This is a genomic window from Streptomyces sp. NPDC043854 (genome assembly GCF_056436005.1).
The window spans coordinates 114,927-139,075 of sequence record NZ_JBWKDK010000017.1 but is presented as its reverse complement, the minus strand read 5'-3'; the positions used below and the strand labels follow the sequence as shown (position 1 = coordinate 139,075).

18 protein-coding genes and 3 tRNA genes are annotated in these 24,149 nt (G+C 74.2%); 9 read left to right on the top strand and 12 right to left on the bottom strand.

The window, feature by feature from the left end:
- The 3 genes from AC068A_RS18040 to AC068A_RS18030 all read right to left on the bottom strand — a co-directional run bounded on the left by AC068A_RS18040 (window position 1) and on the right by AC068A_RS18030 (window position 2,814).
- Window positions 1–1,353: an NAD(P)/FAD-dependent oxidoreductase gene (locus AC068A_RS18040; RefSeq protein ID WP_478585955.1), complete on the bottom strand. Its 1,353-nt coding sequence runs from the start codon at window positions 1,351–1,353 to the stop codon at window positions 1–3.
- 133 nt (window positions 1,354–1,486) lie between these two features.
- The gene (locus AC068A_RS18035; RefSeq protein ID WP_478585954.1) at window positions 1,487–2,113 is read right to left on the bottom strand and encodes a class F sortase; all 627 of its coding nucleotides are present in this window, start codon (window positions 2,111–2,113) and stop codon (window positions 1,487–1,489) included.
- 146 nt (window positions 2,114–2,259) lie between these two features.
- Window positions 2,260–2,814 carry a hypothetical protein gene (locus AC068A_RS18030; protein WP_478585952.1) on the bottom strand — a complete coding sequence of 185 codons (555 nt, stop codon included), beginning with the start codon at window positions 2,812–2,814 and terminating at the stop codon, window positions 2,260–2,262.
- Window positions 2,815–3,171: 357 nt separating this feature from the next.
- Between AC068A_RS18030 and AC068A_RS18025 the strand changes: the two genes are divergently transcribed.
- Window positions 3,172–3,606: a gamma-glutamylcyclotransferase family protein gene (locus AC068A_RS18025; RefSeq protein ID WP_478585983.1), complete on the top strand. Its 435-nt coding sequence runs from the start codon at window positions 3,172–3,174 to the stop codon at window positions 3,604–3,606.
- A 15-nt stretch (window positions 3,607–3,621) separates the two neighbouring features.
- On the opposite strand, the gene dnaG is transcribed toward AC068A_RS18025, so the two are convergent.
- The 4 genes from dnaG to AC068A_RS18005 form a co-directional block, all read right to left on the bottom strand.
- Window positions 3,622–5,535, bottom strand: coding sequence for a DNA primase (dnaG, locus tag AC068A_RS18020; protein WP_478585950.1), 1,914 nt, complete (start codon window positions 5,533–5,535; stop codon window positions 3,622–3,624).
- Window positions 5,536–5,568: 33 nt separating this feature from the next.
- The gene (locus AC068A_RS18015; protein WP_478585948.1) at window positions 5,569–6,843 is read right to left on the bottom strand and encodes an NAD(P)/FAD-dependent oxidoreductase; all 1,275 of its coding nucleotides are present in this window, start codon (window positions 6,841–6,843) and stop codon (window positions 5,569–5,571) included.
- 93 nt (window positions 6,844–6,936) lie between these two features.
- Window positions 6,937–8,316: a deoxyguanosinetriphosphate triphosphohydrolase gene (locus AC068A_RS18010; protein WP_478585946.1), complete on the bottom strand. Its 1,380-nt coding sequence runs from the start codon at window positions 8,314–8,316 to the stop codon at window positions 6,937–6,939.
- Window positions 8,317–8,372: 56 nt separating this feature from the next.
- Window positions 8,373–9,092, bottom strand: a complete 720-nt coding sequence (locus AC068A_RS18005; protein WP_478585944.1) for a sirohydrochlorin chelatase — start codon at window positions 9,090–9,092, stop codon at window positions 8,373–8,375.
- A 440-nt stretch (window positions 9,093–9,532) separates the two neighbouring features.
- On the opposite strand from AC068A_RS18005, the gene AC068A_RS18000 reads away from it, so the two are divergent.
- From AC068A_RS18000 to AC068A_RS17985, 4 genes are all read left to right on the top strand, one after another.
- Window positions 9,533–10,237 (top strand): SanA/YdcF family protein, encoded by a 705-nt coding sequence (locus AC068A_RS18000; RefSeq protein WP_478585981.1) that lies wholly within the window; start codon window positions 9,533–9,535, stop codon window positions 10,235–10,237.
- Window positions 10,238–10,340: 103 nt separating this feature from the next.
- Window positions 10,341–11,105, top strand: a complete 765-nt coding sequence (locus tag AC068A_RS17995) for an SDR family oxidoreductase (protein ID WP_478585979.1) — start codon at window positions 10,341–10,343, stop codon at window positions 11,103–11,105.
- A gap of 231 nt (window positions 11,106–11,336) precedes the next feature.
- Entirely contained in the window at window positions 11,337–13,418 is a 2,082-nt protein-coding gene (locus tag AC068A_RS17990; protein ID WP_478585942.1) for a molybdopterin oxidoreductase family protein, read from the top strand.
- A 154-nt stretch (window positions 13,419–13,572) separates the two neighbouring features.
- On the top strand, window positions 13,573–14,823 hold the full coding sequence (locus AC068A_RS17985) for an RNA polymerase sigma factor (RefSeq protein ID WP_478585941.1): 1,251 nt from the start codon (window positions 13,573–13,575) through the stop codon (window positions 14,821–14,823).
- A 99-nt stretch (window positions 14,824–14,922) separates the two neighbouring features.
- Here AC068A_RS17985 and AC068A_RS17980 read toward each other — a convergent pair whose 3' ends face one another.
- The 4 genes from AC068A_RS17980 to AC068A_RS17965 all read right to left on the bottom strand — a co-directional run bounded on the left by AC068A_RS17980 (window position 14,923) and on the right by AC068A_RS17965 (window position 20,727).
- Window positions 14,923–16,845 (bottom strand): ABC transporter ATP-binding protein, encoded by a 1,923-nt coding sequence (locus tag AC068A_RS17980; RefSeq protein ID WP_478585939.1) that lies wholly within the window; start codon window positions 16,843–16,845, stop codon window positions 14,923–14,925.
- A complete protein-coding gene (locus AC068A_RS17975; RefSeq protein WP_478585937.1) occupies window positions 16,842–18,575 on the bottom strand; it encodes an ABC transporter ATP-binding protein in 1,734 nt (577 codons plus the stop codon). The genes AC068A_RS17980 and AC068A_RS17975 overlap by 4 nt, the downstream gene beginning before the upstream one ends.
- Before the next feature lie 140 nt (window positions 18,576–18,715).
- Window positions 18,716–20,170 (bottom strand): FGGY family carbohydrate kinase, encoded by a 1,455-nt coding sequence (locus AC068A_RS17970; protein ID WP_478585935.1) that lies wholly within the window; start codon window positions 20,168–20,170, stop codon window positions 18,716–18,718.
- A gap of 248 nt (window positions 20,171–20,418) precedes the next feature.
- Window positions 20,419–20,727 (bottom strand): YtxH domain-containing protein, encoded by a 309-nt coding sequence (locus tag AC068A_RS17965; protein WP_478585933.1) that lies wholly within the window; start codon window positions 20,725–20,727, stop codon window positions 20,419–20,421.
- Between the two features lie 145 nt (window positions 20,728–20,872).
- On the opposite strand from AC068A_RS17965, the gene AC068A_RS17960 reads away from it, so the two are divergent.
- The 3 genes from AC068A_RS17960 (at window position 20,873) to AC068A_RS17950 (ending at window position 21,298) form a co-directional block, all read left to right on the top strand.
- Window positions 20,873–20,945 (top strand) — tRNA-Asn (locus AC068A_RS17960).
- Window positions 20,946–20,950: 5 nt separating this feature from the next.
- Window positions 20,951–21,023, top strand: a tRNA-Asn gene (locus AC068A_RS17955).
- A 201-nt stretch (window positions 21,024–21,224) separates the two neighbouring features.
- Window positions 21,225–21,298: transfer RNA gene (locus tag AC068A_RS17950), tRNA-Ile, on the top strand.
- A 158-nt stretch (window positions 21,299–21,456) separates the two neighbouring features.
- Here AC068A_RS17950 and AC068A_RS17945 read toward each other — a convergent pair.
- The gene (locus AC068A_RS17945) at window positions 21,457–22,626 is read right to left on the bottom strand and encodes a carboxylate-amine ligase (protein WP_478585931.1); all 1,170 of its coding nucleotides are present in this window, start codon (window positions 22,624–22,626) and stop codon (window positions 21,457–21,459) included.
- A 215-nt stretch (window positions 22,627–22,841) separates the two neighbouring features.
- Between AC068A_RS17945 and AC068A_RS17940 the strand changes: the two genes are divergently transcribed.
- Entirely contained in the window at window positions 22,842–24,134 is a 1,293-nt protein-coding gene (locus AC068A_RS17940) for an MFS transporter (protein WP_478585929.1), read from the top strand.
- Window positions 24,135–24,149: the final 15 nt, after the last annotated feature.

The window sequence follows — 24,149 nt, the reverse complement described above, 5'->3', positions numbered from 1 at the left end:
TCAGGAGCCTCCGTCGTCGGTGAGCAGGTGGAACAGGTCGGTCAGGACTTCCTCGTCCTCCCAGCTGCGGGCGAGGGCGCCGACGCTGGAGAGCTCGCCGAGGAGGACACCGCCGACGAGGCGGTCGCCGCGGACGACGACCTTCCGGTAGGTCCGGCGGGTGGCGTCCGAGAGGCGGACCACGTCGTCGCCCGGGAGGGGGGTGGTCTCGCCGAAGGCGGCGAGGTCGAGCGGGCCGGTGCCGCCGGCCGCGAGGGTCAGGCGGGTCAGGGCGCGGGTTCCGGTGTAGCCGGGCGGCGGGGCGGCGGCGTCGCCGCCGCCGGTCGGGAGGGCGCCGGTCGGGAGGCTGCCGGTCGGGAGGGTGGCGGTCAGGAGGGCGGCGAGGGAGTCGGCCTGCTCCAGCGCGGCGCCGGCCAGGCCGTACACCCGGCCGGCGTGCTCGGCGCAGTCGCCGACGGCGTGGATGCGCGGGTCGTCGGTCCGCAGCCGGTCGTCCACCACGATGCCGGTGCGGACGGTGAGCCCGGCGGCGCGGGCCAGGCCGGTGCGCGGGCGGACGCCGCAGGCCAGGACGACGAGGTCGGCGTCGAGGCGGTAGCCGTCGGCGAGTTCGACGCCGGTGACCCGGCGGCCGGCGGCGGTGCCCGTGCCGGGGCGGGCGGAGGAGGTGCTCAGTCCGCGGACCCGGCACTCGGTGTGGATCTCGATGCCGAGGGCCGTCAGATGGGCGTGCAGCAGCGCCGAGGCCTCCGCATCGAGCTGGCGCTCCATCAGGCGCTCGCCCTGCTGGGCCAGGACGACCTGTGCGCCGCGCTCGGCCAGCGCGCGGGCCGCGGAGACGCCGAGGAGGCCTCCGCCGATCACCACCGCGCGCACGCCCGGCCCGGCCGCCACGGCCGCCGACAGTGCCAGGCAGTCGTCCATGGTCCGGAACGCGTGGACCCCGTCCGGGAGTTCCCGGTCCCCCCGGGAGGCGGCGCCGGCTCCGGCGAGGCCCTCGGGCTCGAAGAGCCCGCGCAGCGGCGGGAGCACGGCGTTGGAGCCCGTGGCCAGGACCAGGGCGTCGTACGGCTCCGTGCTGCCGTCGTCGCAGTGCACCGTCCGGGTGGCCCGGTCGATCCGGACGGCCCGTACCCCCCGCCGCAGTGCCGGGCCGGGATCCGGAAGGGCGGCGACCTCCGGTGCGTACCGGCCGGCGAGGACCTCGGCGAGCAGCACCCGGTTGTACGGGACGTGCGACTCCTCGCCGAGCACGGTGACCCGCACGGCCGGGCTCGCGCCCAGCCGCTGCGCGAGCCTGAGGCCCGCGAGGCCGCCGCCGATCACCACCACACGCTGCTGCTCCGAGGTCATGACACGAGCGTGCGGGGAGGCTGTTTCCCCTCGGCATCGCGCTTGTTACCCGAACGGAACGCCCACCTCAGCGCGGCGGCCGGGGGACGGTGAGGCCCCGACGGCCCCGGGCCGGGCCGTCGGTACACCGCCGTCAGTACGTCCCCGTCAGGTGGGCGAAGACGACCACGTTGCCCTGGTATCCCGTGCGCGGCGAGAAGCCGCCCCCGCAGGTGATCACCCGGAGCTCGGCGCGCGGCGAGGGCCCGTACACGCGCGTGTCCGGGAAGTGCTTCGCGTCGTACACCTGGACCGCGTGGACGGTGAACACGGCCGTACGCCCGTCCGCGCGCCGCACCTCGACGGCAGCCCCGCGGCGCAGCGCGCCCAGCCGGTAGAAGACCGCCGGCCCGGAGGCGTGGTCGACGTGGCCGACGACGACGGCCGTGCCCGCGGCGCCCGGGGTGGTGCCGTCCCGGTACCAGCCCGCCAGGTCGCGGCGGGCCGGCGGCGGCACGTCGAGGCTGCCGTCGCGGGCCAGGCCGAGCCCGGTCAGCGGGGCGTCCACCCGGATGGACGGGATCCGGATCCGGGTCGGCGGGGATCCGGGGAGCGGGTCGATGCTGCCCGGGTAGCGTGCCTGTCCGGTGGAGCTCAGGGCCTCGGCGGGGGAGGGGAGCGGGGGCCGGACCGGTTCGCCGGAGCCGGTGCCGACGAGCCAGACGCCGATGCAGGCGGTGAGCGCGACGAGCCCGCCGCGGCCGGCCTGGCTGGCGCCCATGGGATGCCCCCTCGGTGTACGGCGGGTACGGCGTGTTCTGCGTGTGACAGGCCGTCGCCCGGCCCCGCGAACGGGGGGGACCTCGCGGGGCGGGCGACGGGGGGGCGGTACCGGTCGGACCGCGGCCGGGCCGCGGTGGGCGCCCGTCAGCTCCGCGTGCCGCTCGCCCGGCGACGCAGGAGCCAGGTACCGCCGACGGCGGCCGCGGCCAGCAATGCCGCTCCCGCCGTGATTCGGACGGGGTTCGCGGTGGTGGTCGTGCCACCGCCCACCCCGGTGCGCACGTGGCCCTGGGGGCCGCGTGCGGTGACGACCAGGTCCCCGGTGGCGTACTTCCCGTCGGCGCAGGTCGCGCCGATGCTGTACGTGCCGGGGCGGGTGTCGCGGGCGACCTGGAACTGCCCGGCGACCACCTCCTGGCGGGTGTCCGGCAGCAGGGTGAAGCGGCCGCCGCCGACCATCGTCGCGTCGCCGTCGGCGTGCCCGCCCGACCCGCAGGCCGTGGTGTTCGCGGCGACCGTGGCCCCCGGGGCGGCCGACGCGGGCCGGACCTCCAGGACGGCGAAGTCGCCCGGGGCGGATCCGGGCCTGCCGAGGTCCGCGGCGGCGGCCCCGCCCGCGACCGCACCGGCGACCGGGCCGGCGAACGCGGCGGCGGTGAGCGCGGTGATGGTGAGCACGTGGGCGGTGCGACGGCGCATGGTGGCTCCTGGAGACACGAGGTCGTGCTCCCGTGGTAACCCCTCCTCGTGGGCACCCGCCTGCTGATGCCACGTCAGTTCAGCCGGACCGGCCGGTGTTCCCGCAGGTCGCAGCCACCGATTCGGCCGTACGGGGGACTCGGTCCGTCCGGGTGACCCGGCGCGGCCCCACGCCCGCGCCGGGCGCCGGCCCCGGTGCCGGGAGGCCGCGGCGCAGCGGTGCGTACGGTGGAGGGGCCCGGGGAGACCCGGAACCGGGTCCAGGACCACGAGAGGGAGGGCCCCGTGACATCAGCGACCTCGGCAGCCGGCCGGCCGGAGCATCCCGGAGGAGCGCCGGAGCCGGTCCCCGCCGAGCTGCCCTTCTTCGTGTACGGGACCCTGCGGCCCGGTGAGGCCAACCACGCCCTGTTCCTGCGCGGCCGCACCTCGGCCGAGGAGCCCGCCCGGCTCCCCGGCGCGCTCCTGTACGACGGCCCCGGATACCCGTACGCCGTCCGGCGGGAAGGGGCGGAGATCGTGGGCGAGCTGATCACCGCGGCGCCGGGCGCATACGGGACGCTGCTGGCCGAACTGGACCGGCTGGAGGAGTACCACGGCCCCGGCCTGCCGCTGAACGTCTACGACCGGGTCCGGTGCGACGCGGTCCGCCCGGACGGCACGCGCACCCGCGCGTGGGTCTACCTGGCGGCCCCGCCGCTGGCCCGCAGGCTGCGCGAGTCGGGCACGGAGATACCCGGCGGCGACTGGCTCGGCCGCCGGACGCCCGGCCGGTCCCTCCCGCCCCGCTGACCGCCCCCGCGGCGGCTACAGCCCTTCGGCGCCGCGGTTGCGCAGCCGCTGCCCGTACTGCTGGAGGACCCACAGCTCCTCCTGGACCGCCGCCAGCTGCTCCGGCGGCGCCTGCGGGCCCAGCCGGGCCATCGTGCCGGTGATCTCGTGGACCCGGCGGTCGACCGCGCGCAGCCGGACCTGGACCAGCTGGACCCCGGCGTAGACCTCGTCCACCGTCCGGGAGCGGATGGCCTCCACCGCCAGCTCGGTGACCAGCGCGCGGACGGTGTCGTTCGGCGCCGCGTCGCGGACCCGGGCCAGGTAGTCCCCGGCGCCGGGCGAGACGCCGCCCGCGTCCAGGATGGCCTGGCGGACCGCCGCGTACGGCGGGGCGGTGAACTCGTCCACCCCGTACGCGTCGAACGCCGGCGAGACCAGCTCGGGCCGCTGGAGGGCCAGCTTGAGCAGCTCGCGCTCCGTCACGTGGACCGGGTTGCGCAGGTTGAGCGCGGGACCGCCCGCGGGGGCGGCCGGCGCCGGTACGGCCTCGTACGAGCGGCCCGGCCCGGCCGCCGGCCGGTCCCCGGCGGCGCCCGGCCGGCCGCCGCGCTCGCGCGCCCAGCGGGCCAGCTGCGCGACCCGCTTGACCACGAACTGCTCGTCACGGATGCCGAGCATGCCCGCCAGCTGGACCGCCGACTCGTGCTGGATCGCGATGTTCTTGATGCCGGCGACGACCGGGGCGGCCTCGTCGAGCGCGGCCGCGCGGCCCGCAGGGTTCTCCAGGTTGTGCCGGGACACGATGTGCCGCAGCGCGAACTCGAACAGCGGAGTACGCGACTCCACCAGTGTGGACACGGCCTCGTCGCCCTGGGCCAGGCGCAGGTCGCAGGGGTCCATGCCGCCCGGGGTGATGGCGATCGAGGTCTCGGCGGCGAACTTCTGGTCGTCCTCGAAAGCGCGCAGCGCGGCCTTCTGCCCGGCGGCGTCGCCGTCGAAGGTGAAGATCACCTCGGCCGTGGCGTTGTCCATCAGCAGCCGGCGCAGGATCTTGACGTGCTCGCCGCCGAAGGCGGTGCCGCAGGTCGCGATCGCGGTGGTGACCCCGGCCAGGTGGCAGGCCATCACGTCGGTGTACCCCTCGACGACCACCGCCCGCGAGGTCCGCGCGATCTCCTTCTTCGCCAGGTCGATGCCGTAGAGCACCTGGGACTTCTTGTAGATCGCCGTCTCGGGCGTGTTCAGGTACTTCGGGCCGTTGTCGTCCTCGCGCAGCTTGCGCGCGCCGAAGCCGACCACCTCGCCGCTGATGTCGCGGATCGGCCACATGAGCCGGCCGCGGAAGCGGTCGATGGGCTTGCCGCTGCGGCTGTCCTGGGACAGGCCCGAGGTGATCAGCTCCCGGTCGGTGAAGCCCTTGCCGCGCAGGAAGCGGGTCAGGTGGTCCCAGCCGGCCGGGCTGTAGCCGACGCTGAAGTACGCGGCCGCGGCCTGGTCGAAACCCCGCTCGGCCAGGAACCTGCGGGCGATCTCCGCCTCGGCGCCGTTCAGCTGGTCGATGTAGAACCGGGCGGCCGCCTTGTGCGCCTCGACCAGCCGGATCCGCTCGCCGCGGCCGCTGGTGCCCGCGGTGTAGCCGCCCTCCTCGTAGCGCAGCGTGATGCCCGCCTGGGCGGCCAGCCGCTCGACCGCCTCCGAGAACGACAGGTGGTCGATCTTCATGATGAAGTCGAGGGTGTCCCCGCCCGCCTGGCAGCCGAAGCAGTGGTAGAGGCCCTTGCTGGGGCTGACCTGGAAGGACGGGGACTTCTCGTCGTGGAAGGGGCACAGGCCCTTGAGGTTGCCGCCGCCGGCGTTGCGCAGCTGCAGGTAGTCGGAGACCACGGCGTCGATCGGGACCGCGTCCCGTACCGCCTTCACGTCGTCGTCGTTGATCCGTCCTGCCACCCGTGAAGTCTACGGCCGGACGCGGGAAAACCCTCAGGCGCCCCGGCCCGCCGCCAGCGAGCTCAGCGGAACCGACGGGTCCGCCAGGGCCTCGCGGTCGACCTGCTCCTTCGACCTGATCAGGGCCTGGATGTCGTCCGTGACATCCCACACATTCACGTTCATACCGGCCAGCACCCGCCCGTCCGACAGCCAGAACGCGATGAACTCCCGCTTGGCCGCGTCACCGCGGATCAGGACCTGGTCGTAGCCGCCCGCCGGGGCGTATCCCGAGTACTCCAGGCCCACGTCGTACTGGTCCGAGAAGAAGTACGGCACCCGGTCGTAGCTGATCTCCTGCCCGAGCATGGACCGCGCGGCGGCCGGGCCCCCGTTGAGCGCGTTCGCCCAGTGCTCGACGCGCAGCCGGGTCCCCAGCAGCGGGTGGTGGGCGGCGGCAACGTCCCCGACGGCGTAGATGTCCGGATCCGAGGTGCGCAGCGAGGCGTCCACGGCGATACCGCCGCCGTGCTCCCGGTCGACCAGGGCCAGTCCGGAGGTCTCGGCCAGCGCCGTCCGCGGGGCGGCGCCGATCGCGGCGAGCACCGCGTGCGCCGGGAGCTCCTCGCCGGTGTCCGTCCGGGCGGCGAGCACCATGCCGTCGTGCCCGACGATCTCGGTGAGGCGCGTCTCGAAGTGGAAGCGGACGCCGTGCTCGGCGTGCAGGTCGGCGAAGAGCCGGCCGATCTCCGGGCCGAGCACCCCGTGCAACGGGGTGGCCAGCGGCTCCACCACGGTGACCTCGGCCCCGTACTCGCGGGCCGCGGCGGCGACCTCCAGGCCGATCCAGCCGGCGCCCGCGATCAGCAGGTGCCCGTTGTCCCGGCCGAGGCCGGCCAGGACGGCCCGCAGCCGTTCGGCGTGCGCGAGCCGGCGCAGGTGGTGCACCCCGGCCAGGGCGGTGCCCGGGATGTCCAGGCGGCGCGGCTCGGCGCCGGTGGCCAGCAGCAGCTTGTCGTAGGGCAGCGCGGTGCCGTCGCCGAGGACGACCTTCTTCGCCTCCCGGTCCAGGTGCACCGCGGGCTGGCCGAGGTGCAGCTCGATGTCGGCGCGGGCGTACCAGGACGCCTCGTGGACGAAGACGCTGTCGCGCTCCTCCTTGCCCTGCAGGTAGCTCTTGGACAGCGGGGGCCGTTCGTACGGGTGGTCGCGCTCGTCGCCGATCAGGATCACCCGCCCCGTGAACCCCTCCGACCTCAGCGTCTCCGCCGCCTTGGCCCCGGCCAGCCCTGCGCCGACGATGACGAACGTCCGGTGTGCGTCGACCACCTGATGCCTCCTCATAACCTCACCGCCACTTGCAACCACATGCGAGCGTCCCGCACCGGGCCTGCCGCGTGAAGGGGGAGTGGCCCGATCGGATCACCCTTCGGTGCGGCGGGCGCGGCGGGTGCGGTGGGTGAGACGGGCGTGCAGGGAGCGCGCCGATGCGTCCGTCAGGCACGCGATCTGGTCGATGACCGCGCGTTTGCGGGCCTTGTCGTCCGGGGCCGCGTCGAAGATCGCACGGAACTGGGGGTCCAGGCCCTCGGGCGCGCGGGCGAGCAGCGCCTCCGCAAGTTCGGCCAGGACGATGCGCTGGTCGGCGCGCAGGCGTTCCTGCTCGTCGCGCTGCATCACGTACAGGTCGGCGACCGCCTTGAGGACCGCGCACTCGTTGCGCGTCTCGCGCGGGACGACCAGCTCGGCCGCGTACCGGCTCAGCCGGCCGGAGCCGTACGCCCCGCGGGTGGCGCCCTCGGCGGCCAGGCAGAACCGGCCGATCAGCTGGCTGGTGGCGTCCTTCAGCCGGGCCTGGGCGGCGGCCGAGCCGTCGTAGCCGTGCGGCCACCACTCCTGTTCCATCAGCCGGTCGAGGGCATCGCGCAGCTCCTCCGGGTCGGTGCCGGCGGGGACGTACCGGCCGATCGCGACCTGCTGGATCGCGGCGCGCTCCGGCTCGGCGAACAGGAGGTTGGGGTCGACGTGCCCGGCGTGCAGGCCGTCTTCGAAATCGTGCACGGAGTAGGCCACGTCGTCCGACCAGTCCATGACCTGCGCCTCGAAGCACTTGCGGCCGGCGGGCGCGCCGTGCCGCAGCCACGCGAAGACGGGCAGGTCGTCCTCGTACGCGCCGAACTTGACCGAGTCGGGGTCGGTGGGGTGGCCGCCGCGGGCCCAGGGGTACTTGGTGGCGGCGTCCAGGCAGGCCCGGGTGAGGTTGAGCCCGACGCTGACGGGCGCGCCGGTCGCCGGGTCGGCCGTGAACCGTTTCGGCTCCAGGCGGGTCAGCAGGCGCAGCGACTGGGCGTTGCCCTCGAAGCCGCCGCAGTCCTTGGCGAACTCGTTCAGCGCCTCCTCGCCGTTGTGCCCGAAGGGCGGGTGGCCCATGTCGTGCGAGAGGCAGGCCGCTTCGACCAGGTCGGGATCGCAGCCGAGGGCCGCGCCGAGCTCGCGGCCGACCTGGGCGCACTCCAGCGAGTGCGTCAGCCGGGTGCGGGGGCTGGCGTCCCAGTCGTACGAGCGGCTGCCGGGGGTGACGACCTGGGTCTTCCCGGCGAGGCGGCGCAGCGCGGCCGAGTGCAGCACGCGGGCGCGGTCGCGCTGGAAGGCGGTCCGGCCGGGGCGCTTGTCGGGCTCGGGGGCCCAGCGCTCGGTGTCGGCGGGGGAGTAGTGGCCTCCGGAGCCTCCCGGACCTCCCGGGCCTCCGGGGCCGGCGGTGCCGTGCGGTCGGACGGGTGCGGTGCCTGCCATGCCTTCCATGGTCCGACGGTAACCGGAGACACCGACAATCCGAGCGATCCGAACCCGCGCGGTCCTCAGGCTGTGGCGAGTTCCAGCGGGGTCCGGGTCCGCCGGGCGGCCAGGGCCTGGTCGTAGCGCAGCAGTACGAGGCGGGCCAGCGCCGGGTGGTCGCCGAGCGGGGCGGCCGCCGGGCCGGTCGCGGCGGCGGCGCTCTGCGCGGCGAAGCGGCCCGGGGCGGTGAAGTACGAGGCCACGGCGACCCGGTGGTGGCCCCGGGAGGCCAGGGCCCGGACCGCGTCGGGCACGGCGGGCACCGCGGCGGAGGCGTAGGCCGGTACGACGGCCGTCCCGCCGAGGCGCTCGGAGAGCAGGGCGGCGGTGCGCCGGGTGTCGGCCGCCGCGTCGGGGTCGCGCGAGCCGGCGGCGGCGAGCACGACGGCGGTGTGGGCCTCCGGGCTCCAGCCGGCCTCCAGGAGGCGCTCGTAGAGGGCCTCGACGAGCAGCGGGTGCGGGCCGAGCGGCGCGGCGACGCGGGCGTCGGCGTGCCGGGCTGCGGCCGCGGGCAGGTCCCGCTTGACGTGGTACCCGCGGCCGAGGAGCAGGGGGACGAGCACCGCCGGGCCGGGGGTGCGCCACAGGGTGTCGGCGAGCAGCGGCCGGTTCAGCTCGATGTGGCCGAGCCGGACGTCGAGGCGGGGGCGGAGCTCGCGGATCCGCTCGAGCAGGGCCTGCACCGTGGGGAGGGCGCGCGGGTCGCGACTGCCGTGGGCGACGGCGACGAGGGTGGGCTGCATGCGTGGACTCCGTGGGACCGGGCCCCCTGCGGGCGCAGTCCGCGCAGCTGCGTGCCGAGTCGGGCGGTGATCCGGGTCAGCAGCTCAGCGGCCGTGGCGGCGGGAAGCGGGAGGGAAGGGGACTCGGGAGGGTGCACCGGCTCCGTCATGAACCGATCCTGCGGGGTGCAGATTGCAGGGGCGTTGCGCCGGTATGACGGGTGTTTGCAGGGTGCTCACTCGGTCATTCGTCCGAGTGAAAGAGGGGGAGGGGGGAACTCGGGCGGCGGACTTGATCGTCAATGTGTGCGAACGACGCGTGTGAACGGTGTGTGCGGCGGGCGCAGGGCACCTGGACAGGGCGGCCGGGGCGAGCGGCGGGGGGATCGGACATGAAGACCACGAGGATCACGAGGATCACGAGGATTACGAGGATTACGAGGATCACGGGGGTGACGGGGATGCGGGACCGGGCGAGGCGGGCGGCGGCCGTGCTGCGGTTGCGGCCGCCGCGCGGGGTGCGCGGCCGGCGGCGGGCCGTGCAGGCGGTGATGGCGGGCTGCGTGCTGGCGCTGCTGCCCTCGGCGTGGACGCACGCGGTGGCCGCGGACCGGCTGCACGGCACGGCCGACACACCGCCCGCCGAGGTGGCGGTGGTGTTCGGGGCGGGGCTGTGGAACGGCAAGCCGACCCCGTACCTGGCCCGCCGTCTCGACGCGGCCGTGGAGCTGTACCGCACCGGCAAGGTGAAGGTCGTCCTCGTCACCGGGGACAACAGCCGCACCGAGTACGACGAGCCGAGCGCGATGCGCACGTACCTCACCGGGCACGGGGTGCCGGACGCGCATGTCGTCAGCGACTACGCGGGGTTCGACACGTGGGACTCGTGCGTCAGGGCCCGGGAGATATTCGGGGTCGAGCGGGCGGTGCTGATCAGCCAGGGCTTCCACATACGCCGGGCCGTCGCCCTGTGCCGGGCGGCGGGCGTGGACTCGTACGGGGTCGGCGTGGACGACGAGCACGACGCGACCTGGTACTACGGCGGCACCCGGGAGGTGTTCGCGGCGGGCAAGGCGGCCCTGGACGCGGCGTTCAAGCCGGCGCCGTACTTCCTCGGGCCGAAGGAGCAGGGCGTACCCCGGGCCCTGGGCGCTCTGCGAGACTGACGCGGCGCTGCCGGGCGGGCCACTGTCGGCGATCACCGCCGGGGTGCCGCGCCGGGCAGCCGCGGACCGGTCGGGTGCGAAGGCAGGGGTGGGAAGCGTGGCGGTGGTGGATCTGGGCGGCAAGGCCGTGGTCGTCTCCGGCGGGGCCCGGGGTCTGGGCGCGGCGGCGGCGCAGGCCGTCGTGGACGGCGGCGGCAGGGTGCTGATCACCGACGTACTGGAGGCGGAGGGCGCGGAGACGGCCGCGAAGCTCGGCGGCGCGGCGCGGTTCCTGCGGCACGACGTCACCAACGAGGCCGACTGGCAGGCCGCCCTCGACCACGCCGTGGCCGAGTTCGGCCGGCTCGACGGGCTGGTCAACAACGCGGGCATAGCCGCCGGCACGCTTCTGGAGGAGGAGAGCGTCGAGAACTTCCGCCGGGTCGTCGAGACCAACCTGGTCGGCGTGTTCATCGGCATCCGGACCGCGATCCCGCTGCTGCGGGCGAACGGCGGCGGCTCCATCGTGAACATCTCCTCCGCGGCGGGCCTCACCGGCATGGCCCTCACCGCCGGGTACGGCGCCTCCAAATGGGGCGTGCGCGGCTTGTCCAAGATCGGCGCGGTGGAGCTCGCCGAGGCGGGGATCCGGGTCAACTCCGTGCACCCCGGCATGACGCTGACCCCGATGACCGCGCAGATCGGCATCCGGCCCGGCGCGGGCAACTTCCCCGGCGCCCCCCTGGGCCGCGTGGGAGTACCCGAGGAGACGGCCGCCGCGGTCGCCTTCCTGCTCTCCGACGCCGCTGCGTACGTCACCGGCGCCGAGCTGGCGGTCGACGGCGGCTGGACGGCCGGCCTGACCGTGCGGAACCTGACCGGCCGGTGACGGTTCGGCGGCCTGGCGGCCTGGCGGCCTGGCGGCCTGGCGGCCTGGCGGCCTGGCGGCCTGGCGGCCCGGCGGCCCGGTGGGCGTCGGCCCGGAGGGGCTTCGGGCTGGCCGGCAGGGGGCCCGGGGCCCGGGCCTCACCGGGCGGCGGCGGGCGCGCTGAGGTGCCCGTACAGGAGGTGTAACCGTCAGGCGGCGGCCCGCGTAACACCGCCGCCGCACGCTGGCTCCATGCACACGCCCGACACCGCCACCGCCACGCACTGCCCGTACTGCGCGCTCCAGTGCGGCATGAAGCTCCGCCCCACGCCGGACGGGGCGGACCCGGCAGCGGTGGAGGAGCGGGCCGACTTCCCCGTGAACCGGGGCGCGCTGTGCGGCAAGGGCCGCACCGCCCCCGCCGTGCTCTCCTCCCGGGTGCGCCTGACCGAGCCGCTCGTCCGCACCCACGCCGGCCGGCTCGAGCCAGCCACCTGGGAGGAGGCCCTCGACGCCGTCGCCGCGGGCCTCGACCGCACCCGGCGCGCCCACGGCCCGGACGCGGTCGGCGTCTTCGGCGGCGGCGGACTGACGAACGAGAAGGCGTACGCGCTCGGCAAGTTCGCCCGCGTCGCCCTCGGCACCTCGCAGATCGACTACAACGGCCGCTTCTGCATGTCCTCGGCGGCGGCCGCCCACCAGCGGGCGTTCGGCCTGGACCGCGGGCTGCCCTTCCCGCTGGAGGACATCCCCCGCACCGGGTGCGTGATCCTCGTCGGCTCCAACCTCGCCGAGACCATGCCTCCCGCCCTGCGCTACCTCACCGAGCTGAAGGAGGGCGGCGGCACCCTGATCGTCGTCGACCCGCGCCGCACCCGCACCGCGGAGCAGGCCGACCTGCACCTGGCCCCCCGCCCCGGCACGGACCTCGCCCTCGCGCTGGGCCTGCTGCACCTGGTCGTCGCCGAGGGCCACACCGACGAGGAGTTCATCGCCGAGCGCACCACCGGCTGGGAGGAGACCCGCGCGGCGGCGATGGCGCACTGGCCGGAGCTGGTCGAGCGGATCACCGGCGTCCCCGTGCCGAAACTGCGCGAGGCGGTCTCACTGTTCTGCGCCCCGTCCTCCGCGATGGTCCTCACCGCCCGGGGCCCCGAGCAGCAGTCCAAGGGCACCGACACCGTCGGCGCGTGGATCAACCTGTGCCTGGCCACCGGCCGCGCCGGCCGCCCGCTCTCCGGCTACGGCTGCCTCACCGGCCAGGGCAACGGCCAGGGCGGCCGCGAGCACGGCCAGAAGGCCGACCAGCTCCCCGGTTACCGCAAACTGGCCGACCCGGCCGCACGGGCCCACGTCGCCGGGGTGTGGGGCGTCGACCCCGACACCCTCCCGGGCCCGGGCCGCAGCGCGTACGAACTCCTCGACGCCCTCGGCACGGACGTCAGGGCCCTGCTCCTGATGGGCTCCAACCCGGTGGTCTCGGCCCCCCGCGCCGCACACGTCGAGGACCGCATCCGCGCGCTGGACTTCCTGGCCGTCGCGGACGTCGTCCTCTCCGAGACCGCGGCCCTCGCCGACGTGGTCCTGCCCGTCACCCAGTGGGCGGAGGAGACCGGCACCACCACCAACCTGGAGGGCCGCGTCCTGCTGCGCCGCCGGGCCCTGACCCCGCCGCCGGGCGTCCGCAGCGACCTGGAGGTCCTGCAGGGACTGGCGGCCCGCCTCGGCGTCGAGAAGGGCTTCCCGACCGAGGCCGAGGCGGTCTTCGAGGAGCTCCGCCGCGCCTCGGCCGGCGGCCCGGCCGACTACGCGGGCATCTCGTACGCCCGCATCGAGAGCGAGCAGGGCGTCTTCTGGCCCTGCCCCGAGGGCTCCCCGGGGGAGCCGCGGCTCTTCCTGGACCGCTTCGCCACCGACGACGGCCGTGCCCGCTTCGTCCCCGTCTCCCACCGCGAGGCGGCCGAGGTCCCGGACGCCGACTACCCGATCCTGCTCACCACCGGCCGGGTCGTCGCCCAGTACCAGTCGGGGGCCCAGACCCGCCGCGTCGAGGAGCTGAACGCGGCCGCCCCCGGCGCGTTCGTGGAGCTCCACCCGCGCCTGGCGGCCCGTATCGGCGTGGCCGACGGCGACCCGCTCGCCGTCACCTCCCGCCGCGGCCGCGCCGTCGCCCCGGCCCGCATCACGGACGCCATCCGCGCGGACACGGTCTTCATGCCGTTCCACTGGCCGGGCGAGGGCCGCGCCAACTCCCTGACCAACCCGGCCCTGGACCCCGTCTCCCGGATGCCGGAGTTCAAGGTCTGCGCGGTCCGCGTGGAGCCGGCGCAGTAGCCGCACACCGACTGCGCGGTGCCGCCCGTGCGGTGCCGCGCGCAGCGATCGCGTCGGACATGCGTCCGATCCGCATCGGGGTTCTCCGCGGCGGGTAACCATCCGGTCACGCACCGGACTCAGAAAGTGCCCGCACGCCCCTCGTGGCGGCGATGTGCCGTACCCCACACTGAGGTGCGGTGCCACCGTCCTCGGAGCCCTGGAGGTCGCCCCCGTGCAGACCCGGATCCTGACCGTCAACGTGAGCCCGCCCGTCCACGCCGTCGCGGCCCAGGCCCCGGAGGGCGGGGACCCCGAGGCCGATCCCGAGCCCGGGACGGACCCCCGGATAGACCAACGGACAGCCCCCCGGACAGCCCCCCGGACGGACCCCGGGTCGGACATCGAGCCCGGCAGCCGGCCGGCCGCCGAGGACGAGGACGACGAGCCCGAGGTGCTGGTGCTGATCGAGCAGCTGCCCGAGCAGCGCCGAAGCGCCGACGGCGCCGGGACCGGGCCCTCCGCCGACCTGTTCCGCCAGTACCTGCGCGAGATCGGCCGGATCCCGCTGCTCACCGCCGCCGAGGAGGTCGAGCTCGCGCGGCGCGTCGAGGCCGGGCTGTTCGCCGAGGAGAAGCAGGGCAACACCCCCGACCTGGACCTGCGGCTCGCCCTCGACCTGGACAAGCTCGTCGTGATGGGGCGGATGGCCAAGCGGCGCCTGATCGAGTCGAACCTCCGGCTCGTCGTCTCCGTCGCGAAGCGGTACGTGGGCCGCGGCCTCACCATGCTCGACCTCGTGCAGGAGGGGAACCTCGGGCTGATCCGGGCCGTCGAGAAGTTCGACTACACCCGCGGCTACAAGTTCTCCACGTACGCCACCTGGTGGATCCGGCAGGCGATGTCGCGGGCCCTCGCCGACCAGGCACGCACCATCCGCGTGCCCGTCCACGTGGTGGAGCTCATCAACCGCGTCGTGCGGGTCCAGCGGCGCATGCTCCAGGAGCGGGGCTACGAGCCCACCGCCGAAGAGGTCGCCGTCCACCTGGAGCTGACGCCGGAACGGGTGCTGGAGGTGCTGCGCCTCGCGCAGGAGCCGGTCTCGCTGCACGCGCCGGTCGGCGAGGAGGAGGACGTCGCCCTCGGCGACCTGATCGAGGACGGCGACGCGGCCTCGCCCATGGAGTCCGCCGCCTTCTTCCTGCTGCGCGAGCACCTGGAGGCGGTCCTGTCGACCCTCGGAGAGCGCGAGCGCAAGGTCGTCCAGTTGCGGTACGGGCTGGCCGACGGCAGGCCGCGCACCCTGGAGGAGATCGGGCGCATCTTCGGCGTGACGCGCGAGCGCATCCGCCAGATCGAGTCCAAGACCCTGGGCAAGCTGCGTGACCACGCCTTCGCCGACCAGCTCCGCGGCTACCTCGACTGACAGCGGGCCCGGCGTACGGCGGGGGCGGGACAGGTCCGGCACCGCCGGACACCGCCCCGCCGGACTCCGCCCCGCCCCGCGCCCGCATGCCGCGGCCGGTCAGTCGACCTCGGCGACCGCCTGCGCGAACTGCGCCGCGTACAGCCGCGCGTACGCGCCCTGCGCCGCCAGCAGTTCCCCGTGCGTGCCCTGCTCCACGATGGAGCCGTTCTCCATCACCAGGATCACGTCCGCGTCCCGGATCGTGGAAAGCCGGTGCGCGATCACGAACGACGTGCGGCCGTGCGCGAGCCGCGCCATCGCCTTCTGGATCAGCACCTCGGTACGGGTGTCCACCGAGCTGGTCGCCTCGTCGAGCACCAGGATCACCGGGTCCGACAGGAACGCCCGGGCGATGGTGATCAGCTGCTTCTCGCCCGCGCTGACCCCCGCGCCCTCGTCGTCCAGGACGGTGTCGTAGCCGTCCGGCAGGGTACGGATGAACCGGTCGGCGTGCGCGGCCCGCGCCGCCTCCTCGATCTCGGCGCGCGTGACCTCGCGCGAGGCCCCGTACGCGATGTTCTGCGCGATGGTGCCCCCGAACAGCCAGGTGTCCTGGAGCACCATGCCGATGCCGCCGCGCAGCTCCTCGCGGGTCATCTTCGCGATGTCCACCCCGTCGAGCGCGATGCGGCCGCCGGTGACCTCGTAGAACCGCATGAGGAGGTTCACCAGCGTGGTCTTGCCGGCACCGGTCGGGCCGACGATGGCGACGGTCTGGCCGGGTTCGACGGCCAGCGACAGGTTCTCGATCAGCGGCTTGTCCGGCTCGTAGCGGAACGCCACCTTCTCCAGCGTGATCTGGCCGCGGACCTTCTCCGGACGCTCCGGAACCGCGACGTCCGGCTCCTGCTCCCCGGCGTCGAGCAGCTCGTACACCCGCTCCGCCGAGGCCACGCCGGACTGCACCAGGTTCGCCATCGACGCGACCTGCGTCAGCGGCATGGAGAACTGCCGCGAGTACTGGATGAAGGCCTGCACGTCACCGATCGACAGGCTGCCCGAGGCCACCCGCAGCCCGCCGACGACCGCCACCAGCACGTAGTTGATGTTCGAGATGAAGAACATCACCGGCTGCATGATGCCGCTGACCAGCTGCGCCTTGAACGAGGCCCGGAACAGCGCGTCGTTCTGCTCGGCGAAGACGGCCGCGGACTCCTTCTGCCGGCCGAAGACCTTCACCAGCGTGTGGCCGGAGTACATCTCCTCGATGTGCGCGTTGAGCGCACCCGTGGACTTCCACTGCGCCACGAACTGCGGCTGAGACTTCTTGCCGATCTTCGCGGCGACGACGACCGACACCGGGATCGTCACCAGGGCGACCAGCGCCAGCAGCGGCGAGATCCAGAACATCATCGCGAGCACGCCGACGATCGTCAGCAGCGAGTTGAGCAGCTGTCCCATCGTCTGCTGGAGCGTCTGCCCGACGTTGTCGATGTCGTTGGTGGCCCGGCTGAGCACCTCGCCGCGCTTCTGCCGGTCGAAGTACGACAGCGGCAGCCGCGCCAGCTTGTCCTGGAGCTCCTCGCGCATCCGGTACACGGTGCCGTTCATGATGTGGTTCGACAGCCGCGTCGCCACCAGCATCAGCAGGCCGGCCAGTACGAAGACCGCCAGCGCCCAGGCCGCCACCACCCCGACAGCACCGAAGTCGATGCCCTGGCCGGGGGTGAAGTCGGTGCCGGACAGCATGTCCGCCATGCCGTCCTCGCCCTTGGCGCGCAGCCCGTCCAGCGCCTGCTCCTTGGTGGTCCCGGCCGGCATCTGCCGGCCGACGATCCCCGCGAAGACCAGGTCGGTGGCGTGGCCGAGGATCTTCGGGCCGATCACCGTGCAGACGACGCTGCCGAAGACCGCGGCGACCATGCCCCACAGCTTGGCCCGGTCCTGTGCGAGCTGCCGCAGCAGCCGCTTGCCCGAGCCTTTGAAGTCCAGGGACCGCTGGGCCGGTCCCGCCATCATCCGTCCTCCGGGCCCGCTCATGCGGCCTCCGCCTCCGTCAGCTGGGAGAGCACGATCTCCCGGTAGGTCTCGTTGCCGGCCATCAGCTCGTGGTGGCGTCCCTCGCCCACGACACGGCCCTCGTCGAGCACGATGATCCGGTCGGCTTCGCGGATCGTCGCGACCCGCTGGGCGACGATGACGACCGTCGCGTCCTCCGTCTCGCGGGCGAGCGCCGCGCGCAGCGCCGCGTCCGTCGCGTAGTCCAGCGCGGAGAAGGAGTCGTCGAAGAGGTAGATGCCCGGGCGCTGCACCAGCGTGCGGGCGATGGCCAAGCGCTGGCGCTGGCCGCCGGAGACGTTCGTCCCGCCCTGGGTGACGGGCGCGTCCAGGCCGCCTTCGAGCGCGGAGACGAACTCCGCGGCCTGCGCCACCTCCAGGGCGTGCCAGAGCTCGTCGTCAGTGGCGTCGGGGCGCCCGTAGCGCAGGTTGGAGGCGACCGTCCCGGAGAACAGGTACGGCTTCTGCGGCACCAGGCCGACCGTCTCGGCCAGCAGCTCGGGGTCGAGCCGGCGTACGTCCTCGCCGTCGACCAGCACGCGGCCGCCGGTCGCGTCGAACAGCCGCGGGACCAGTCCCAGCAGCGTGGACTTGCCGCTGCCGGTGGAGCCGATGACCGCGGTGATCTCGCCGGGGCGGGCCACCAGGTCCACCCCGCGCAGCACGGGGGCCTCGGCACCCGGGTAGCGGAAGTCGGCGCCGCGCAGCTCCAGCACTCCGGCCCGGGAGACGCCGGTCACCGGCTCGGCGGGCGGGACCACGCTGGAGTCGGTGTCCAGGACCTCCTGGATGCGCTCGGCGCAGACCTCGGCGCGCGGCACCATCATGAACATGAACGTGGCCATCATCACGGACATGACGATCTGCATCAGGTAGGCGAGGAAGGCCGTCAGCTGGCCGATCTCCATGCCGCCGCTGTCGATGCGCATCGCGCCGAACCAGATCACGGCGACGCTGGAGATGTTCACGACCACGATCACCGTGGGGAACATCAGCGCGAGCAGCCGGCCGGAGGCGAGCGCGACGTCGGTCAGCTCGGTGTTGGCGCCGCGGAAGCGTTCCTTCTCGTAGTCGTCGCGGACGAACGCGCGGATCACCCGGTTGCCGGTGATCTGCTCGCGCAGCACCCGGTTCACGACGTCCAGGCGCTCCTGCATCGAGCGGAACAGCGGACGCGTCCGCCAGACGATCGCGCCGACGGACAGGCCGAGGACGGGCACCACGGCCAGCAGCACGCCCGACAGCTGCACGTCGAGCGAGAACGCCATGGCGATGCCGCCGATGCACATGATCGGCGCCGAGACCATCAGGGTGAAGGTCATCAGCACCAGCATCTGGACCTGCTGCACGTCGTTCGTCGTACGGGTGATCAGCGACGGCGCGCCGAACTGGCCGACCTCCCGTGCGGAGAAGCTCTGCACCCGGTCGAAGACGGCGGCGCGGATGTCGCGGCCGAAGGCGGCGGAGGTGCGGGCGCCGTAGTAGACGGCGCCGACGTTGCAGACCAGCTGGACGAGGGAGACACCGAGCATCAGCGCGCCGAAGCGCAGGATGTAGCCGGTGTCGCCGTGGACGACACCCTGGTCGATGATGTCCGCGTTCAGCGTGGGGAGGTAGAGGCTCGCACTGGTCTGGAGCAGTTGCAGCAGGACCAGCAGGACGAGGGGTTTCCGGTACGGACCCAGATGGGTCCGCAGAAGTCGTATGAGCACGCGCAGGCTCCGGTCGGCACGGTCGAGGGGGGCACCCCATCTTCGGCCACGTGTGCGTGCAAACCCCACCGGTTTTCGCAAAGCCCGGTCAAAAGGAGGAGTCGGCCAGGAGACGGCCCTACGACCTCTGCCGCGCCGCCCTACGCCTGGAAGGCGCCCGGGTGGAGCTGCTCCCGCGTCGCGATGTACTGCTGGCGCACCGCCTGCCAGGCCGGGTAGTCCTCGCCCGGCTCGAAGACCTGCGCGGTCGGCGCCGGCCACACCGGCGGGGTGTGCGGGGCCAGCGTCCCCTGCTGCACCCCGAGCGCCCACGCCGCCTGGCGTGCCGCGCCCAGCGCCGCGTAGTCGGCCGGCGCCGGTACGACGATCTGCGTACCGAACAGCCCGGGGGCCGAGGCCTGCACGGCGGGCAGCTCGGCCGCCGCACCCAGCAGGAACACCCGGCGGACCTCGACCCCGCGCAGGCGCAGCACGTCGAGTGCGTCGACCAGCCCGCACAGCATGCCCTCGAACGCGGCCCGCGCCAGGTGCTCCGGCTTCATCGAGTCGCGCCGCAGCCCGGACAGGGTGCCCGCGGTGTGCGGCAGGCTGGGCGTGCGCTCACCCTCCAGGTACGGCAGGAGTACGAGGCCGTGCGCGCCCGGCGTCGACTTCAGCGCGAGCTCGGACAGCCCCTCCAGATCGGTGCCCAGCAGGTCGGCGGTGCCCCGCAGGGCCCGTACCGCGTTGGAGGTGTTCACCACCGGCAGGTGCATGCCGCTGCCGTCGGCGAGCGAGGTGACCAGGCCGCTCGGCTCCTGAACCGCCGAGTGGTGGACGGCCATCACGGAGCCCGAGGCGCCCAGCGACACCACGGCGTCCCCGGGAGCCAGGCCCAGCCCGAGCGCGGCGGCCATGGTCTCCCCGGTGCCGGCGGAGATCAGCAGCCCCTCCGGGGTCATCCCGGCGGCTTCGGCCGGCGCGAGCACCTCCGGCAGCAGCGCCGTGTGCCCGAGCGCGAGCTCGACCAGGTCGGGGCGGTAGGCGCCGGTCGCCGGCGACCAGTAGCCGGTCCCGGAGGCCCCGCCGCGGTCGGTGGTGCGCCGGGCGGGCCGGCCCAGCAGCTGCCAGACCAGCCAGTCGTGCGGGGACATCAGCACCGCCACCCGGCGGGCCGCGTCGGGCTCGTTGCGGGCCAGCCAGGCGAGCTTGGCCACCGGCTGCGCGGAGTGCGGGACGGAGCCCACGGCCTCGGCCCAGGCGTGCCGGCCCCCGAGCGCCTCGACGAGGTCGGCGGCGGCGACCTGGCCGCGCTTGTCGTTGCCGACCAGGGCCGGGCGTACGAGGGCGCCCTGCGCGTCCAGCGGCAGCAGCGCGTGCTGCTGTGCGGAGACGCCGATGGCCTGGACGCCTTCGAGGAGCCCGCGGCCGGCGGCTTCGCCGAGGGAGAGCAGCCAGGCCTGCGGGTCCGTGTCGTGGGGGTGGAGGCTCTCGGGATCACCGGCGGGCTGCGGATGGGGCGCGTAGCCCTGACGCAGTACGGCACCCGTGTCGGTGTCGCAGACGACGATGCGAGTGAAGGCGGAAGAGCTGTCCAGCCCGGCGACTATCCCCATGCGGAGAATTCTGCCGCACACACGGCCGGGATCCGCCGCCCCGCAGGGCGGCGGATCCCGTGTGCACCGGCGGGGGAACCGGCTCCGGAACAGCGGTGGAACGAGGGTGAGCCAGGGGGCGGACCGGGGGATGGCCCGGGCGGCGGATCGGGCGGTGGATCGGGCGGTGGATCGGACGATGCCCGGCGGTGTCACAGGAGCCTCATCCGCCCCTTGCCACCCCTGCCACCCCGGCTGCCCCGCCCGCCTCAGGTGTTGCTGGTGCCCCAGTCGTCCTCGTAGCCGGCGGAGCCGCCGGCCCGGCCGCGCAGCACCCGCACCCGGTCGGTCACCGAGGCGGGCAGGACGTCCCCGACCCGCTCGCCCACCGCGGTGAGCGCCTTGCCGGCGTACTGCCGCCCCTGCTGGCCGGCGGTCTCGGCCGCGTTCCGCACGGCCGGGTTCCGCGCGACCTCGCGCACGCACTTCTTCATCTGCTCGTAGCGCTCCCGCCCGGCCCGTGTCCCGAGGAGGTACCCGAGGGCCAGTCCGCTCACGAACGTGACCTTGTAGCGCATGCCTGTCACCCTTCGTCGTGTGGTGCCCGGCCCGCTGTCGATACCAATTGGCGGAGCACCCCCCTGCTTGCGCTAATCTATGACTCGCAACGGGCGCTCGCCCCCCGGCAAGGCCGGAGGTGGGCCGTTCGGTGCAACGCAGCAATCCCCTGTAGCTCAATTGGCAGAGCAGCCGGCTGTTAACCGGCAGGTTACTGGTTCGAGTCCAGTCGGGGGAGCGCGATCCCCTGTAGCTCAATTGGCAGAGCATTCGGCTGTTAACCGGAGGGTTGCTGGTTCGAGTCCAGCCGGGGGAGCAGAGGGAAGAGGACCCCGAGGGGTCCTCTTCTTTTTTGCCCTCGAGCGGAAACTTCTGCCCCGCCGGTGGAACCGGGCAGCCCTCAAACCGGTCTCCACCGACAGCGAAGCCGATCACACGGCCCAGCCGAGGCAGGAGATCGTATGAGCGGCTATGCTGCGGCAGACGGCGCGCACACTTGTACGCGCCACGCCGTGAAGGGGCGGTAGCTCAGCCGGTTAGAGCAGCGGACTCATAATCCGTCGGCCGTGGGTTCGAGTCCCACCCGCCCCACCGCAAGCCGCAGGTGCAGAAACGATTGCATCTGCGGCTTTGGTGTTCCCGGGCGGGCCGGATGTGCCGGGGCCGCGGATGTGGCGATCGTCACGACAGGTCCGGGTCCGGGGCCGGGGCCGCGGGCGGAGGGATGGCCCGCCTGCGGCCCGGCGGGGTCAGACGTTCTCCGTTTCGTCCGTCAGGTGGCGCAGTACGTCCCTCAGGTCCTGGCGGCGGGCGTACGCCGCGCGCTGGCGGTGGGCGCCCGAGCCGTCGCGGAGCAGCCGCCCCAGGGTCTCCGCCGCGTGGTCCAGCTCGCCGCAGGCGGCCAGCTCCGGGGCCACCAGGTCGAGCAGGGCCTCCGCCAGGTCCGCCGCCGGGAGTTCGGCTCCCGTGTACGGGTCCAGGCCGAAGCCCTCCAGCCCGTCGTGGGCCGCCCGCCAGCGGGCCAGGTACAGGACGTCGTCCCGTACGACCGGCTCGGGGCGCCCCTGCGCGATCTCCCCGAGGACCGTGGCCACCAGGGCGCGGACCAGTTCGGCCTGGAGGATGGCCGTGTCGATGTCCGAGGACATGTCGGGCGCCCGGATCTCGAGCGTCGGCCAGTGCCCGGACGGGCGGAGGTCCCAGTAGACCATCTTGGTGTCCAGGGCCGCCCCGGAGCCGAGCAGGGTCTGCACCGAGCGCCGGAAGTGGGCCGTGGACGTGAAGTGCGGGGGCAGGCCCGCCGAGGGCCAGCCCGACCAGGCCATCGCGCGCCAGCTGGCGTGCGCCGTGTCCCGGCCGCCCCAGAACGGCGAGTTGGCGGCCAGCGCGATCAGGGTGGGCAGCCATGGTCTGACCCGGTTGGACACGGCGACCGCCGTGTCCACGTCGAAGGTGCCGATGTGGATGTGGCGGCCGCAGCTGACCAGGGTGTCGGTGAGCGCGCCGAAGCGGCGGTGCTGCTCGCGCTGGCGCGGCTCGTCGTCCGTCAGGTGCAGCGGCCCCTCGACCGCCATGACCGGCGAGGGTGCGGCCAGCAGCCGGCAGCCGTGGGCGCGGGCCGCCCGGGAGAGGGTGCGCCGCAGCGCCGCCAGCTCCTCGCGCAGCTTCGGGGCCGAGTCGGCGACCGGGGTGGAGATTTCCACCTGGTAGCGGGTGCCCTCCGCGTGGACCTCGTGGGGAAGGCCCGCGGCGGTTTCGAGGACACGGGGGGCGGCCGGGACCACCCGGAAGGTGCGGGCGTCGACGAGGAGGAACTCCTCCTCGACCCCGACCGTCAGGGGTGCGTGGACGTCGTTGTCCGCGTTGACGGCGCTGCCCGTGCTGTCGGTGCTCGTGGTGCTGTTGCCAGGTTCGATCACTACGCCTCCCTGGACATACGAGTCGTTTCATCATGAGCCGACACCAGGCGGCGAGCGCCTGCCGATTCAGTCAAATGTCCTGCAGCAATGGCGAGTTACCGGCAAGGATCCGCGCGGTCTGCAACCGCGGATCCGGGTGGGGCGGCTGTTGCGGGTGCGCGAACGGCGGCGCTCCGGGCCGGGGGGCCGCCGGCGGCCGCCGGTTATCATCCGCTGTGACCGGTACGAGCGCACCCACGCCCACGCCCGCCCCCGGGTCCGCGCCCCCGCGGCGCTTCTCGCGGTTATTCGCCGACCTGACCCCGCTGCGGGCCTCGGCCGACTACCGGCGGCTGTGGGTCGGCGGCACCATCTCCTGGATGGGCCAGGCGATGACCGCCCTCGCGATCTCGCTCCAGGTCTACGACATCACCGGCTCCAGCTTCGCCGTCGGCCTCGTGGGGCTCTTCTCGCTCGTCCCGCTCGTCGCCTTCGGGCTGTACGGCGGCGCCGTCGCCGACACCGTGGACCGGCGCAAGCTCGGCCTCTACAGCGCCGTCGGCCTGACCGCCCTGTCGGTGCTGCTGGCGGGCGCCGCGCTGCTCGGCTACCACCGGGTCTGGCTGCTGTACTCGATCGTCGCGCTCCAGGCGGTCTGCGGGGCCCTCAACGGGCCCGCCCGGTCCGCCATGATCCCCCGGCTGCTGCCGGCCGAGCAGCTGCCCGCCGCCAACGCGCTGAACTCCGTGACGATGACCTCCGGGACGATGCTCGGCCCGGTCCTCGGCGGGCTCGTCGTCGGCCGCTGGGGCTACGAGGCCGCCTACCTGATCGACGCCGCCACCTTCACCGCCGCGCTCTACGCGATGTGGCGGCTGCCGGCGATGCTGCCCGACCGGGAGGGCGGCAAGCGGGGGAGGGCGTCCGTACTCGACGGGCTGCGGTTCCTCGGGACCCGGCCCAACGTCCGGATGACCTTCTTCTCCGACCTGGCCGCGATGGTGCTGGCCCACCCCAAGGCGCTGTTCCCGGCCATCGCCGTGCTCTGGTACGGCGGCGACGCCACCACCGTCGGCCTGCTCGCGGCCGCGCCCGCCGTCGGGGCGCTGCTCGGCGGGCTGTTCTCCGGCTGGCAGGGCCGGATCCGGCGGCACGGGCTGGCCATCCTGCTGTCCGTCGCCGCATGGGGGCTGGCCTTCGCCGTGTTCGGGCTCACCCGGAACCTGTGGCTCGGCCTGTTCTTCCTGGCCCTCGCCGGCTGCGCGGACACCGTCTCCATGGTGTTCCGCTCCACGATGATGCAGGCCGCCACCCCGGACGAGATGCGCGGCCGCCTCCAGGGCGTCTTCATCGTGGTCGTCGCGGGCGGGCCGCGGCTCGGTGACTTCCTCGCCGGGACCGTCGCCGACCTCACCTCCCCGACGGTGGCGATCACGGGCGGCGGCCTCGCCTGCGTCCTGGTCGTGGCGCTGCTCGCCGCCCGCTGGCGCGGCTTCGCCCGCTACGACGCCCGCTCGCCGCAGGCCTGATCCCGCCGTGGCCGC